Genomic DNA, 14,372 nt, shown 5'->3' on the forward strand with positions numbered 1-14,372 from the left:
TACGGGACGGCCCACTGCTTATCCTGGCCGACATGCTGACCATCACCCAGGCCCTGTACGACCAGATCGTCGCCCACGCGCGCGAGGACCACCCCGACGAGGCGTGCGGCGTGGTCGCCGGCCCGGTGGGCGCCGGCCGCCCCGAGCGGTTCGTCCCGATGCTCAACGCGGCCCGCTCGCCCACCTTCTACGAGTTCGACTCGCAGGACCTCCTCAAGCTCTACCGTGAGCTGGACGACCGCGACGAGGAGCCGGTGATCATCTACCACTCCCACACCGCGACCGAGGCCCACCCCTCCCGCACCGACATCTCCTACGCCAACGAGCCCGGCGCGCACTACGTCCTGGTGTCCACCGCCGACACCGACGGCCTCGGCGACTTCCAGTTCCGTTCGTTCCGGATCGTGGACGGTGAGGTCACGGAAGAGGAGGTCAAGGTCGTGGAAGCCTACTGATCTCACTCCTTGGTCGGAATATATCCGCCATGTGGGATCACACTCCTGGCCCCGGACCGGGAATCGATACGATGAGCCCATGGTTCTGACTGTGGTGCGCGCTGACAGCTGACGTACCGCGCCCGCTGCCCCGACGACACCTTCCGACAGGAGCCCGCAACCATGGCCATCGAGGTCCGCATCCCGACCATCCTCCGCACGTACACCGACGGTGAGAAGGCGGTGGAGGGCAAGGGGAACACCCTCGCCGAGCTGTTCGCCGACCTTGAGACCCGGCATGCGGGAATCGAGGCCCGCATCGTGGACAACGGCAAGCTGCGCCGCTTCGTCAACGTGTACCTGAACGACGAGGATGTCCGCTTCGTCAACGGCATCGACACCGAGCTGTCCGACGGCGACACCGTGACGATCCTGCCGGCGGTCGCCGGCGGCATGGCCTGAGACCGGCATGCGCTACGACTCCCCGTTGGCCGCGGTGGGCAACACCCCCCTGGTGCGCCTGCCGCGGCTCTCGCCGTCCGCCGACGTCCGGATCTGGGCGAAGCTGGAGGACCGCAACCCCACCGGCTCGGTCAAGGACCGCCCGGCCCTGCACATGATCGAGCAGGCGGAGAAGGACGGCCGGCTCACCCCCGGCTGCACGATCCTGGAACCGACCTCCGGCAACACCGGTATCTCCCTCGCCATGGCGGCCAAGCTCAAGGGCTACCGCATGGTGTGCGTGATGCCGGAGAACACCTCGCAGGAACGCCGTGACCTGCTCGGCATGTGGGGCGCCGAGATCGTCTCCTCGCCGGCCGCGGGCGGCTCCAACACCGCCGTGCGCGTGGCCAAGGAGCTGGCCGCCGAGCACCCCGACTGGGTGATGCTCTACCAGTACGGCAATCCGGACAACGCCGGCGCCCACTACGCCACGACGGGCCCGGAGATCCTCGCCGACCTCCCCTCGATCACCCACTTCGTGGCGGGCCTCGGCACCACCGGCACCCTCATGGGCGTCGGCCGCTATCTGCGCGAGCACAAGCCGGACGTGAAGATCGTCGCGGCCGAACCGCGCTACGACGACCTGGTGTACGGCCTCAGGAACCTCGACGAGGGCTTCGTGCCCGAGCTGTACGACGCCTCCGTGCTCACCACCCGCTTCTCGGTCGGCTCGGCCGACGCGGTCACCCGCACCCGTGAACTGCTCCAGCAGGAGGGCATCTTCGCGGGCGTCTCCACCGGCGCCGCCCTGCACGCGGCGATCGGCGTCGGCCGCAAGGCGCTTGCGGCGGGGGAGAGCGCGGACATCGTCTTCGTCGTCGCCGACGGCGGCTGGAAGTACCTGTCCACCGGCGTCTACACGGCGGCCACCACCGAGGAGGCCATCGAGACGCTGCACGGCCAGCTCTGGGCGTAACAGCGCGGAAACCTGCATCAAGTGGTCGCCAGCCCCCTCTTATGAGGGGGCTAAGCCATTCCTATGGCGCGGCAAAGAAATCGACCCGGTACTGCCGGTGACGAACCGGGCGGGTCTACGTTCCTCCCGCACCCTGACATGTAACGCTCACAAAGCGGCATGTCGGGTGCCTGCGAATGTCATGCTCATGACTGCGCGGTCTCGCCGCCGCTACGCGCGTCACGGGCCTGCCAATCCAGTGCGAATCCCCACTTCAACCGGAGGCAGTTCCCCATGCGTGAGTCACGCCCGAGCAGCCGGAGACGGAGTCTTCGAAGACTCGTCGCCGTCGCCTTCCCCGCCCTCGCCCTCACCGTCGCCGGGCTCGCCGCAGCGCCGACGGCCGGGGCCCAGGCCGCCGCCGCTCCCGCGCCCCACACCACGAAGGTGACGCAGAACAGCAAGGCTCTGACCGACCCGAAGCGGCAGACGTTCCACACCACCGGCAAGGCCGGCCAGAAGGTGCCGACCCAGCACCTGTGCGCCACCGCCGAGCCGGGTCATGCGTCCTGCTTCGCCCAGCGCCGCACCGACATCAGCAGCGCCTGGCCTCGGCGCTCGCCGCCGCGACGCCCTCCGGCCTCTCGCCGGCCAACCTGCACAGCGCCTACAACCTGCCCACGTCGGCCGGTTCCGGTATGACCGTCGGCATTGTGGACGCCTACAACGACCCCAACGCCGAGTCGGACCTGGCGACTTACCGCTCCACCTACGGCCTGTCCGCCTGCACCAAGGCCAACGGCTGCTTCAAGCAGGTCAGCCAGACCGGCTCCACCACCTCGCTGCCGACCAACGACAGCGGCTGGGCCGGCGAAGAGATGCTCGACATCGACATGGTCAGCGCGGTCTGCCCGAACTGCAGCATCGTCCTGGTCGAGGCCAACTCCGCGAACGACACCGACCTCGGCACCGCCGAGAACGAGGCCGTCGCGCTGGGCGCCAAGTTCGTCTCCAACAGCTGGGGCGGCTCCGAGGCCTCCTCGCAGACCAGCGAGGACTCCCAGTACTTCAAGCACCCCGGTGTCGCGATCACCGTCTCCGCGGGTGACTCCGGCTACGGCGCCGAGTACCCGGCGACCTCCCAGTACGTGACCGCCGTCGGCGGCACCGCGCTCTCCACCGCCTCCAACTCCCGTGGCTGGAGCGAGTCGGTCTGGAACACCTCCAGCACCGAGGGCACCGGCTCCGGCTGCTCGGCGTACGACCCGAAGCCGAGCTGGCAGACCGACACCGGCTGCTCCAAGCGCATGGAGGCCGACGTCTCCGCCGTCGCCGACCCGGCCACCGGCGTCGCGGTCTACGACACCTACGGCGGCTCCGGCTGGGCGGTCTACGGCGGCACCAGCGCCTCCTCGCCGATCATCGCCTCGGTCTACGCCCTCGCCGGCGCCCCGGGCGCGAGCGACTACCCGGCGAAGTACCCGTACCAGCACACCAGCAACCTGTACGACGTGACCAGCGGCAGCAACGGCTCCTGCTCCCCGTCGTACTACTGCACCGCGGGCACCGGCTACGACGGTCCGACCGGCTGGGGCACCCCGAACGGCACCGCGGCCTTCACCTCCGGCGGTGGCACCGGCGGCAACACGGTGAGCGTCACCAACCCCGGCAGCCAGTCGACCACCACCGGCAGCTCGGCCAGCCTGCAGATATCGGCCTCCGACAGCGGCGGCGCCGCGCTGACCTACAGCGCCACCGGCCTGCCGAGCGGCCTGTCGATCAACAGCTCCACCGGCCTGATCTCCGGCACCGCGTCCACCGCGGGCACCTACCAGGTCACGGTCACCGCCACCGACTCCACCGGCGCCACCGGCTCGACCTCCTTCACCTGGACCGTCGGCACCTCCGGCGGCGGTGGCTGCACCTCGGCGCAGCTGCTCGGCAACCAGGGCTTCGAGTCGGGCAACAGCACCTGGAGCGCCTCCAGCGGGGTCATCACCAACGACTCCGGCGAGGCGGCGCACAGCGGCTCGTACTACGCCTGGCTCGACGGCTACGGCTCCAGCCACACCGACACCCTGTCCCAGTCGGTGACCATCCCGGCCGGCTGCAAGGCGAGCTTCACCTTCTACCTGCACATCGACACCGCCGAGACGGGCAGCACCGCGTACGACAAGCTGACCGTGAGCGCCGGTTCGACGACCCTGGCGACGTACTCGAACCTCAACAAGGCCTCCGGGTACGCGCAGAAGACCTTCGACCTGTCCTCGTTCGCGGGCCAGACGGTCACCCTGAAGTTCAACGGGGTGGAGGACTCCTCCCTCCAGACCAGCTTCGTCGTGGACGACACGGCCGTGACGACCAGCTGATCAGCACCATGTGAAAGCGGTGATCCCGCACACGACAGGTCCGTCCGTCGTGTGCGGGATCCTTTTGCGCCGGTGGTACGTCACATCTGCACCAGGCGGCCGCCCCCACGGCCACGGCAGAAAGGCGAAACCCCCATGCGCCGTACGACCACGTCCCTCGCCCTCGCGGGCGCAGCCCTGCTGCTCGCCGGATGCGGATCCCAGAGCGGCAAGGACACGGGCCCCGCGAGCGGCGGCAAGGTGTCACCGTCGGCCTCCTCCGCACCGGCCTCGGGCGGCTGTGCCGCCACCGTGGAGCTGAAGGCCGCCGACACCGGCCACAGCGTCTGCGTGGCCAAGGGCGGTGAGGTCCGGCTGACCCTGGACGGCACCAAATCCCGCCCCTGGAAGCCGGTCATGGCGAGCGGCGGCGCGCTGAAGGGCATCAACGCGGGCTTCGTCGTCCAGCCCGGCAACGCCACGGCCGCCTACCACGCGGTGGCCGCCGGAACCGAGAAGCTGACCTCGTCCCGCCCCCTGTGCGCCGAGCCCACCGCGCCGGGCGGGGTGTCCTGCAAGGGCATCCAGGAGTGGACGGTGACCGTGACCGTGAAGTAGGCGATCAGTTCGCGAGGTGTCGTACCTGGTCCCACAGGACCGGGTCGACCACGCCCACCCGGCGCCGGAAGTCGTCCACCGGCACCTCGCGCAGCTCGTCGGTCTCCAGGAAGCTCGGCCGGCCGCGGGCGTCGCCGACCGCGCCGGGCGGGAGCGGGATCACCCCGGACCGCTCGTCGTGGTACTTGCTGGTGATCTTCGCGACCGTGGCCCGGTTCCCGCGCACCGCCAGCACCAGACAGGGCCGGTCCTTGACGGCTTCGGCGCGGTCCTCGTAGGGGACGTCCGCCCACCAGATGTCCCCCGGGGCCGGCCGTTCGGCACGCGCGCGCGTGCCCGTGTGCCCGCGCGGCCGCAGACGTCGCCCACCGGGCCGGCGACCGCGTCCCCAGCCGTCGACGAGCGTGGCGACCAGCGCGAGCAGTACCACCGCCGCGAGCGCCAGCCACCAGGACGTGTCCATACGACGACGTTACCGGCGCGCGCCGCGGATCGCGCGCCCTTGGCGGATCCTTCTGCGCCCCCTTTCCAGCCGAACCGGTGACAGCGCAGGTGAGTTCGCCCACAACGGCCCTTTGCGGAGGAGCGACGCGTGCTTTCGCGCCTTACGCTCGACAAACCGCACGACCCCCGTTTCCTGCCCTTTTGATCTTTCCCGCCAACGGAGGTTTCTGCTTCATGAAGCTCACCGTCGTCGGCTGCTCGGGGTCGTTCCCGTCCGCGGAATCGGCCTGCTCGAGCTACCTCGTCGAGGCCGACGGCTTCCGGCTGCTTCTCGACATGGGCAACGGCGCCCTGGGCGAGCTGCAGCGCCACTGCGGTCTCTACGACCTCGACGCGATCTTCCTCAGCCATCTGCACGCCGATCACTGCATCGACATGCTCGGGTACTTCGTCGCGCGCTACTACCGCCACGACGGCGGCCGCTGCGACCCGATCCCGGTCTACGGCCCCGAGGGCACCGAGCACCGCCTGACCACGGCGTACGCCGACACCCCCTCCGCCTCCTCGATGAGCGAGGTCTTCGACTTCCACACGGTCAAGCCCTCCACGTTCGAGATCGGCCCGTTCACGGTGCACACCGAGCGGGTCCGCCACCCCGTCGAGGCGTACGGCATCCGGGTCGAGCACGCCGGGCGGACCCTCACGTACTCCGGTGACTCGGGCGTCACCGAGGCGCTGGACGAGCTGGCCCGGGACGCCGACCTGTTCCTGTGCGAGGCCGCGTTCACGCACGGCAAGGAGAACATCCCCGACCTGCACCTCAACGGCCGTGAGGCGGGCGAGACGGCGGCCCGCGCGCGCGTGCGCCGCCTGGTCCTCACCCACATCCCGCCGTGGACCGACCCCGCGGTCAACCTCCGTGACGCGCGCGAGGTGTTCACGGGGCCGGTGGAGCTGGCTGCTCCGCGGGGCACGTACGAGATCTGAGACCGCCGGTACGCACGACAAGGCCCCCGGAACCGAACAGGTTCCGGGGGCCTTCGTCATGGCGTCGCGGCCGGGCTCACGCCTTGGTGATGTCCTCGACCTCCTCCTCGGGCTCGCGGCCCGGGGTGGGGAGGTTGAACTTGGTGATCGCGAAGCGGAAGAGCACGTAGTAGACCGCCGCGAAGACCAGGCCGACCGGGATCAGCAGCCAGGGCTTGGTGGAGATGCCCCAGTTGATGAGGACGTCGGTCAGACCGGCCGAGAAGCTGAAGCCCATGTGCATGCCCAGCGCCCAGGTGATCGCCATGGACAGGGCCGTCAGCACCGCGTGGATCGCGTACAGCACCGGGGCGATGAACATGAACGAGAACTCGATGGGCTCGGTGACGCCGGTGACGAAGGAGGTCAGGGCCAGCGAGATCATCATGCCGAGGACGGCCTTGCGGCGCTCGGGGCGGGCGGAGTGCGCGATGGCCAGGGCGGCGGCCGGCAGGCCGAACATCATGATCGGGAAGAAGCCGGTCATGAACATACCGGCGTGCGGGTCGCCCGCGAAGAAACGCGGCAGGTCGCCGTGGAAGACGGTGCCGGCGGAGTTGGTGTAGTCGCCGATCTGGAACCAGGCCACGGAGTTGACGAACTGGTGCATGCCGATCGGGAGCAGCGCGCGGTTGATGAGACCGAAGAGGGCGGCACCGAAGGAACCGAGGCCGGTCATCCACTGGCCGAAGCTGGTGATCTGGTCACCGATGGGCTGCCAGCCGAGGACCACCAGGACACCGAGGGCGGCGCCGACGACGGCGGTGATGATCGGGACCAGGCGGCGGCCGTTGAAGAAGCCCAGCCAGTCCACGAGCCTCTTGCGGTGGTAGCGCTGCCACAGCACGGCGGTCAGCAGACCGATGATGATGCCGCCGAGTACGCCGGGGTTCTGATAGGTGGCGACCTGGGCGGCCTCCTGGCCCTTCTGCCAGAATCCGCCGAACAGACCGGTCGGCGTGTAGGTGGCGCCCGCGTGACCGTCCTTGATCGGGAACTGGTGGATCACCGCGTAGTAGGTGAGGAAGGCGACCACGGCGGCCAGCGCCGTCGAGCCGTCGGCCTTCTTCGCGAAACCGATCGCCACGCCTATGCAGAACAGCAGCGGCAGGCCGAACGAGCTGTCGAACAGGACGCCGCCGGCACCGGCGAACACCTTCGCGACGTCCGCGGGAAGGTGCAGCTTCTCCTGGACGTCGGGCTGGCCGAGGCGCATGAGGATGCCCGCCGCCGGCAGCACGGCGATCGGGAGCTGCAGGCTGCGGCCGACCTTCTGCAGGCCCTGGAAAAGGCCGGATCCCCGCTTCTTTGCGGGGGCCGCCGTGGCGGTGGCGGTGCTCATCGTGGATTTCCTCCATCGGTGGTGGTCTACACCACTCAGTGGTGTAGACCTGTTGTAGCACGATGAAGGTGGGATAAGGAACCACGAAATCCGCTACCGAAACGCTACTCGGCGTGCCGATGTGCTAATGGGGTCGTACGACCTCGACATTCCGTGACTTTCGGTCCGCGTTCTCAGGCCTTGGTGGTGTCCTCGACCTCGTCCTCGGGCTCCCGGCCCGGTGTCTTCAGGTCGAACTTCGTGATCGCGAACCGGAAGACGGCGTAATAGACCGCCGCGAAGCCCAGGCCGATCGGGATGATCGCCCACGGACGCGTCGCCAGATTCCAGTTGATCACGTAGTCGATCAGGCCGGCCGAGAAACTGAAGCCGTCATGCACCCCGAGCGCCCAGGTCACCGCCATCGAGACACCGGTGAGAACGGCGTGGAACGCGTACAGCAGGGGAGCGATGAAGAGGAAGGAGTACTCGATCGGCTCGGTGATGCCCGTGACGAACGACGTCAGCGCCACCGACAGCATCAGACCGCCGACCTCCTTGCGGCGGTGCGGCTTGGCGCAGTGGGTGATCGCCAGCGCGGCGGCCGGCAGCGCGAACATCATGATCGGGAAGAAGCCCGAGGTGAACTGGCCCGCGTGCGGGTCGCCGGCCAGGAACATGTTGATGTCGCCGTGCACCACCGTGCCGTCGGGCTTGGTGTAGCTGCCGAACTGGAACCAGATGGGCACGTTCAGGAACTGGTGCAGGCCGACGACGAGCAGCGCGCGGTTGGCGAGCCCGAAGACGCCCGCGCCCCAGGCGCCCGCGTCCCGCAGCCAATGGCTGAAGCTCTCCAGGCCGCTGCCGATCGGCGGCCAGATCCACAGGCACAGCGCCGCGAAGACGATGGCGACGAACGCCATGATGATCGGCACCAGCCGGCGGCCGTTGAAGAAGCCCAGCCAGTCCACCAGCCTGGTGCGGTGGAAACGGGCCCAGAAGAAGGCGGCCAGCAGACCCATGACGATGCCGCCGAAGACGCCCGGGTTCTGGAAGGCGAAGGGCGTCACCGCGCCCGTGCCCGCGCCGACGCTCACCTGACAGCCGACCTGCGGGACCGCCGTCGAGCCGCCCGGGCAGGACTCGGGGAACTGGTGCAGGACGCCGTAGTAGACGAGGAAACCGGCCACCGCCGCGAGCGCCGTCGAGCCGTCCGCCTTCTTCGCCATCCCGATCGCCACGCCGATGCAGAACAGCAGCGGCAGACCGAGCGAGCCGTCGAGCAGGGCGCCGCCCGCACCGGTCATGACCTTGGAGACGTCCGTCCAGCCCAGCCCGTCCTTGCCGAACACGTCCGGCTGGCCCAGGCGGTTGAGGATGCCCGCCGCCGGCAGCACGGCGATCGGCAGCTGGAGACTGCGGCCCATCTTCTGCAGGCCCTGGAAGGCGCGGTTCCAGCGCTCCCGTACCGGACTGACCGTGGGGGCGGCGCTGCCTGCGCTCTCGGCGCTCATGGGCGACCTCCGGCCACTCGGCTCACATGCGGTTCGTCGGACGCGGTTTGGCGACCGTCCGCACGGTGGTGTAGACCAGTCGACGGACGGTTCCGCTGTCGTGATCGCCATCATTCGGCACGGACGGCATGACCGCTCGCGAAGATGGGCCAACTGTGGGTTACTGCGACAAAGCGGTTCGGATCAGGGAGAAGGAACATGGCCAGCAAGGCTGAGAAGATCGTCGCCGGGCTCGGCGGGCTCGACAACATCGAAGAGATCGAGGGCTGCATCACCCGGCTGCGCACCGAGGTGTCCGACCCCTCGCTGGTCGACGACGCCGCCCTGAAGGCCGCCGGCGCCCACGGCGTCGTCAAGATGGGCACCGCCATCCAGGTCGTCATCGGCACCGACGCCGACCCGATCGCCGCGGAGATCGAAGACATGATGTGAGCCGACCCGGTTCACCTGGAAAGGGGCTCTTCCCGAGGCGGGAGGAGCCCCTTCCCCATGTCCGGCTAGGCTCGTCGCCATGTCTCGCATCGACGGCCGTACCCCCGAACAGCTCCGCCCGGTCACCATCCAGCGCGGGTGGAGCAAGCACGCCGAGGGCTCCGTCCTCGTCTCCTTCGGCGACACCAAGGTGTTCTGCACCGCTTCCGTGACCGAGGGCGTCCCGCGCTGGCGCAAGGGCAGCGGCGAGGGCTGGGTCACCGCGGAGTACGCCATGCTGCCCCGCGCCACCAACACCCGCGGCGACCGCGAGTCCGTCAAGGGCAGGATCGGCGGCCGTACCCACGAGATCTCCCGCCTCATCGGCCGCTCCCTGCGCGCCGTCATCGACTACAAGGCGCTCGGCGAGAACACCATCGTCCTCGACTGCGACGTCCTCCAGGCCGACGGCGGCACGCGCACGGCCGCCATCACCGGCGCCTACGTCGCCCTCGCCGACGCCGTCGCCTGGGCCCAGGGCAAGAAGCTGATCAAGGCCGGCCGGCAGCCGCTCACCGGCACGGTCTCCGCCGTCTCCGTCGGCATCGTCGGCGGCGTCCCCCTCCTCGACCTCTGCTACGAGGAGGACGTGCGCGCCGAGACCGACATGAACGTCGTCTGCACCGGCGACGGCCGCTTCGTCGAGGTCCAGGGCACCGCCGAGGCCGAGCCCTTCGCCCGCGACGAACTCAACGCCCTGCTCGACCTCGCCGTCTCCGGCTGCACCGAACTGGCCGCGATCCAGCGCGCCACGCTCGAAGCCTCCCTCGGGAACTGACGACCGCGAGTAAAAAGCAGGCCAACAGGACGGCGCGCGCGGGGCAACCCGCGTGCCCTCCCCGGCGTCCTAGGGATACGGCAGCCCAACCAGGGGAGGGGACCACCACCATGGCCGTCAGCCGACGCCGTCTCACCGCCGTCGCCGTCGTCGTGGCGACGACCGCGCTCACCGCCGGTCTCACCACCGGCTGCGACGCCGTCGGCAAGGCTCTGGACTGCGTGCAGACCGCCGACTCCATCGCCGACAGCGTCACCGGCCTGCAACAGGCCGTGGAGAACGCCGCGAACGATCCCACCCAGGCGGACGACTCCCTGAACTCCATCGAGAAGAACCTCGACAAGATCGGCGACAAGACCGACAACGCCGACGTCAACAAGGCGGTCGACCATCTGGAGAAGGCCGTGGGCAACGTCCGCACGGCCATCAGGAACGGCGACGACACGCCGGATGTGGGCCCGGTGACGGACGCCGCCGGCGAACTGACCAAGGTGTGCACGAAGTAGGGGCGCGGGCAACCGCGCGAGCGGCCACGCCGGACCCGCGGCCGCCGACGGCGCTCAGTGCCGCCGATCCCGGCGTTCCTCCCGCCGCTCGCGCCGCGATTCGTACCGCGCCCGGTGCAGCTCGTGCCGCTCCTGCCGGCGCTCCAGCCGCTCCTGGCGCCGCTGCTCCTTCAGGCGTTTCTGCTCCGCCCGCGTGACCTTGCGCTCCACCCCGACCCCGCCCCAGAAGGCGAACCCCCCGATGATCACCCGCGGAGCGCCGGGCTCGGGCGGACCGTCGTCGTCCCTCGGGTGCTCGAAGCCGCCCATGACGCCGATGCCCCGGACGACGACCTCGACCCCCGGCGGCACGATCACCTGGACCCCGCCCATGATCGCCACGCAGTTGATCTCGACCTCGCGGTCCGCGAAGTTCGCCTCGCGCAGGTCGATCTCGCCGCCGCCCATGAACGCGAAGGAGTTGAACCGCTTCGGCACCGTCCAGCGGCCCTTGCGCTCGAACCCCGACAGGATCGCGATCCCGCCCGCCGAGGACCCCTCGCCCCCGACGATCCGCGACGCCCAACTCCCGTTCTCCACAGGCGCCTTTGTGAACGAGACCGGCGCGGGCAGAGCCGCCCCGCCGGCCGCCGGCAGATCCCGGGTGAGGGGCTTCAGCTCGCCGTAGGTACGCGCCTTGTACACCGCCTCCAGACGCTCCTCGAACTCCTCCATGTCGAGGCGGCCCTCGGCCAGGGCGTCCCGCAGGACCTCGGCGACCCGCTCACGGTCGGCATCGGAGGCGCGGAGGTCCGGGGCGGGAGCGGCGGCCCGGTGCTCCGGTACTGCGTCGTCGGTCATGACGGCAGCCTACGAGACGGCCTTCTCCACGTACATCTTGGCGATGACGGCCTCGATGTCCGGTTCCCGCACCGACAGGTCCACCAGTGGATACTCCGCCGCGAGATGTGCCACGACCGGTGCCGCCGACTGCCCCGCGGGGAACGCCAGCCACTGCCGCGGCCCCTCCACCCGCACCACCCGCGCCGACGGCACCTCGACCGGCGGCAGCTCCCGCTCCAGGTCCACCACCAGCGTCCGCTCGCTCTCCCCGACCTCGTGCAGCCCCGCGAGCGGGCCGTCGTACATCAGCCGGCCGTGGTCGATCACCATCACCCGCGAGCACAACTGCTCGATGTCCTGCAGGTCATGGGTGGTCAGCAGCACCGTCGTGCCGCGCGCGGCGTTCAACTCCTTCAGGAATCCGCGCACCTTGGCCTTGGACACCACATCCAGTCCGATGGTCGGCTCGTCCAGATACAGCACCTCCGGATCGTGCAGCAGCGCCGCCGCGATGTCCCCGCGCATCCGCTGGCCCAGCGACAGCTGCCGCACCGGCACGTCCAACAGGGACTCCAGTTCCAGGAGTTCCACGCACCGGTCGAGGTTCTGCCGGTAACGGGCGTCCGGGATGCGGTACATGCGGTGCGCGAGCCGGTACGAGTCGATCAGCGGCAGATCCCACCACAGCGTCGTACGCTGCCCGAACACCACCCCGATCCGCTGCGCCAGCCGCGTCCGCTCCCGCGAGGGGTCGATCCCCGCCACCCGCAGCCGCCCGGCGCTCGGCGTCAGGATGCCGGTCAGCATCTTGATCGTGGTCGACTTCCCGGCGCCGTTCGGACCGATGTAGCCGACCATCTCGCCGCGCGCCACGGTGAACGAGAGCGAGTCCACCGCCCGTACCTCGCGCCGCTCCCGTTTCATGAACCCGGTCTTCTTGCGCACCTCGAAGACCTTCTCGACCTTCTCCAGCACGATGAAGTCGTCATCGGCGAAGTCACTGTCCGGCACCGCGCTAGCTCCCTGTGCTCCGATACGAACGAAGTCCCGCCCGCCACGCCAGCCCCGCCAGCGCACAGCAGCCCACCGCGACCAGCGGCGACGTGAACGCCACCCAGTGCGGCAGGTCCAGCGGATACGGCCGCCCCAGCACGTAGCTGGCGGGCAGCCAGTTGACGAAGGCCAGCGGCAGCACGAACGTCACCCCGCGCACCAGCTCCTTCGCGAACACCGTCGGCGGATACTGCAACAGCGTCGTCCCGCCGTAGGTGAAGGCGTTCTGCACCTCGGAGGCGTCCTGCGCCACGAACTGGAACGCCGCCCCCGCCACGAACACCGCGCAGAAGATCGCGAAGCCGCTCAGCACCATCACCGGCATCAGCAGCAGCTTCGGCGGCGTCCAGTCGATGTCGACCCGGGTCAGCGACCAGGCCAGCACCAGCGAGCCCTGCACCACCCGGCCCAGCCGCCTGAGCCCGAACCGGTCGGCGGCCACCTGGGCCAGCACCGGCGCCGGCCGCACCAGCAGCGTGTCCAGCGTGCCGTCCCGCACCCGCCGCCCCAGCCGGTCCATCGAGCCGATCGCGAGATCGGCCAGCCCGAAGGACACGCCCGACAGTCCGTACAGGAACGCCACCTCCGGCAGCGTGTAACCGCCGAGTGCGTGCACCCGCGAGAACATCAGCATGATCGCGACGAAGTCGAAGGAGGTCGCCGCGAAGTTCCCGAACGTGGTCATCGCGAAGGACGCCCGGTAGGCCATCGTGGAGCGCACCCACATCCCCGCGATCAGCCAGTACGTGCGCACCGCCGCCACCGCGCGGCTTCCCTCACCCACCCTGGACCACCACCCGCCGCGTCGCCGCCGACTGCACCAGCCGGCCCAGGCCCAGCAGCGCCGCCGCCCACGCTCCCTGGAACAGATACGTCCGCAGCGGATCCGCCTGTCCCAGCAGGATGTCCGCCGGGGCCTGGAGCAGCGAGGACCAGGGCAGGGCCCGTACGACCTCGCCGAGCGCGCCCGGGAAGACGTTCAGCGGCAGCAGCATCCCGCTGCAGAAGAACCCGGCGAGCCAGGCCATCTGCCCGACCCCCGTGCCGTCCAGCAGCCAGAACGCGCTCAGCGCCACCAGGAAGCGGATCCCGAAGCCGACCACCATCGCCAGCAGCACGGCGACGAGGAAGGCGATCCAGGTGCCGGCGTCGGTGGGCAGATAGGCCGGAAAACACAGCGCCCCGAAGGCGAAGGGGACCAGCCCTCGCCCCAGCAGCTGGAAGAAGGCCCGGCCGAGATCGGCGGCGAGCCACCACAGCTGGAGATCCACGGGCCGGTAGAGGTCGATCGCCACGTCCCCCGTACGGATGCGATCCATCAACTCGTCCTCGACGCCTCCGCCCCCGATCGCGAGCGTCGACAAAAGCGCCTGCCCCAGCCACACATACGTCACGGCCTGGGCCTGGCCGTAGCCTCCGAGGTGCGGCTTCTCGTCCCACAGCGCGGTGTACGTGTACACCAGAATCAGCCCGAAAGCCGTGTTCGTGAACACCCCTGCCGCAGTGGCCGCCCGATACGTCGCGTACCGTCTGAATCCCCCCGCCGCGACGGCCCCGTACAACCGTCCCGCGCCCACGTCAGTCCACCTCCCGAGACCGCTCGACACCGAAGCGCAGGAGCCTAGTCCGGAGGCCCGG

Annotated in this window: 15 protein-coding genes and 1 pseudogene; 9 read left to right on the top strand and 7 right to left on the bottom strand. The window is 69.7% G+C overall.

All coding sequences use genetic code 11. From position 1 onward, the window contains the following. The first annotated feature begins 32 nt into the window (after positions 1-32). From ADK64_RS33650 to ADK64_RS33670, 5 genes and pseudogenes are all read left to right on the top strand, one after another. Positions 33-455, top strand: coding sequence for a Mov34/MPN/PAD-1 family protein (locus ADK64_RS33650; RefSeq protein ID WP_053665787.1), 423 nt, complete (start codon positions 33-35; stop codon positions 453-455). 162 nt (positions 456-617) lie between these two features. Beyond that, on the top strand, positions 618-896 hold the full coding sequence (locus ADK64_RS33655; protein WP_053665371.1) for a MoaD/ThiS family protein: 279 nt from the start codon (positions 618-620) through the stop codon (positions 894-896). A 7-nt stretch (positions 897-903) separates the two neighbouring features. After that, positions 904-1,854 carry a PLP-dependent cysteine synthase family protein gene (locus tag ADK64_RS33660; RefSeq protein WP_053665373.1) on the top strand — a complete coding sequence of 317 codons (951 nt, stop codon included), beginning with the start codon at positions 904-906 and terminating at the stop codon, positions 1,852-1,854. 273 nt (positions 1,855-2,127) lie between these two features. Further along, positions 2,128-4,202 (top strand): annotated as a pseudogene (locus tag ADK64_RS33665) (putative Ig domain-containing protein). 135 nt (positions 4,203-4,337) lie between these two features. Next, the gene (locus tag ADK64_RS33670; protein WP_053665375.1) at positions 4,338-4,799 is read left to right on the top strand and encodes a hypothetical protein; all 462 of its coding nucleotides are present in this window, start codon (positions 4,338-4,340) and stop codon (positions 4,797-4,799) included. Positions 4,800-4,803: 4 nt separating this feature from the next. Here the strand turns inward: ADK64_RS33670 and ADK64_RS33675 are convergent, their stop codons facing one another. Next, positions 4,804-5,262 carry a type II toxin-antitoxin system PemK/MazF family toxin gene (locus ADK64_RS33675; RefSeq protein ID WP_053665377.1) on the bottom strand — a complete coding sequence of 153 codons (459 nt, stop codon included), beginning with the start codon at positions 5,260-5,262 and terminating at the stop codon, positions 4,804-4,806. 215 nt (positions 5,263-5,477) lie between these two features. Between ADK64_RS33675 and ADK64_RS33680 the strand changes: the two genes are divergently transcribed. Continuing rightward, positions 5,478-6,230: an MBL fold metallo-hydrolase gene (locus ADK64_RS33680; RefSeq protein ID WP_053665380.1), complete on the top strand. Its 753-nt coding sequence runs from the start codon at positions 5,478-5,480 to the stop codon at positions 6,228-6,230. Positions 6,231-6,306: 76 nt separating this feature from the next. Here ADK64_RS33680 and ADK64_RS33685 read toward each other — a convergent pair whose 3' ends face one another. Continuing rightward, positions 6,307-7,611 carry a PTS transporter subunit EIIC gene (locus tag ADK64_RS33685; protein WP_053665382.1) on the bottom strand — a complete coding sequence of 435 codons (1,305 nt, stop codon included), beginning with the start codon at positions 7,609-7,611 and terminating at the stop codon, positions 6,307-6,309. Between the two features lie 173 nt (positions 7,612-7,784). Further along, positions 7,785-9,104, bottom strand: a complete 1,320-nt coding sequence (locus ADK64_RS33690) for a PTS transporter subunit EIIC (protein WP_053665384.1) — start codon at positions 9,102-9,104, stop codon at positions 7,785-7,787. 198 nt (positions 9,105-9,302) lie between these two features. Between ADK64_RS33690 and ADK64_RS33695 the strand changes: the two genes are divergently transcribed. The 3 genes from ADK64_RS33695 to ADK64_RS33705 all read left to right on the top strand — a co-directional run bounded on the left by ADK64_RS33695 (position 9,303) and on the right by ADK64_RS33705 (position 10,859). After that, a complete protein-coding gene (locus ADK64_RS33695; protein WP_053665386.1) occupies positions 9,303-9,536 on the top strand; it encodes a glucose PTS transporter subunit EIIB in 234 nt (77 codons plus the stop codon). Between the two features lie 79 nt (positions 9,537-9,615). Continuing rightward, positions 9,616-10,353: a ribonuclease PH gene (rph, locus tag ADK64_RS33700; RefSeq protein ID WP_053665388.1), complete on the top strand. Its 738-nt coding sequence runs from the start codon at positions 9,616-9,618 to the stop codon at positions 10,351-10,353. 110 nt (positions 10,354-10,463) lie between these two features. Then, positions 10,464-10,859 carry a hypothetical protein gene (locus ADK64_RS33705; RefSeq protein ID WP_053665390.1) on the top strand — a complete coding sequence of 132 codons (396 nt, stop codon included), beginning with the start codon at positions 10,464-10,466 and terminating at the stop codon, positions 10,857-10,859. A 54-nt stretch (positions 10,860-10,913) separates the two neighbouring features. On the opposite strand, the gene ADK64_RS33710 is transcribed toward ADK64_RS33705, so the two are convergent. From ADK64_RS33710 to ADK64_RS33725, 4 genes are read right to left on the bottom strand one after another with little or no spacing between them, the layout of a single operon-like run. Next, entirely contained in the window at positions 10,914-11,699 is a 786-nt protein-coding gene (locus tag ADK64_RS33710) for a DUF1707 SHOCT-like domain-containing protein (RefSeq protein WP_053665392.1), read from the bottom strand. Between the two features lie 9 nt (positions 11,700-11,708). Further along, positions 11,709-12,692 (bottom strand): ABC transporter ATP-binding protein, encoded by a 984-nt coding sequence (locus tag ADK64_RS33715; RefSeq protein WP_199829780.1) that lies wholly within the window; start codon positions 12,690-12,692, stop codon positions 11,709-11,711. A gap of 4 nt (positions 12,693-12,696) precedes the next feature. Next, positions 12,697-13,518 (bottom strand): ABC transporter permease, encoded by an 822-nt coding sequence (locus ADK64_RS33720; protein WP_234384806.1) that lies wholly within the window; start codon positions 13,516-13,518, stop codon positions 12,697-12,699. After that, positions 13,511-14,311, bottom strand: coding sequence for an ABC transporter permease (locus ADK64_RS33725; RefSeq protein WP_053665394.1), 801 nt, complete (start codon positions 14,309-14,311; stop codon positions 13,511-13,513). Before ADK64_RS33725 ends, ADK64_RS33720 begins: the two co-directional genes overlap by 8 nt. Between the last annotated feature and the right edge of the window lie 61 nt (positions 14,312-14,372).

The sequence above is a fragment of the Streptomyces sp. MMG1121 genome (assembly GCF_001280015.1).
Lineage (GTDB): Bacteria > Actinomycetota > Actinomycetes > Streptomycetales > Streptomycetaceae > Streptomyces.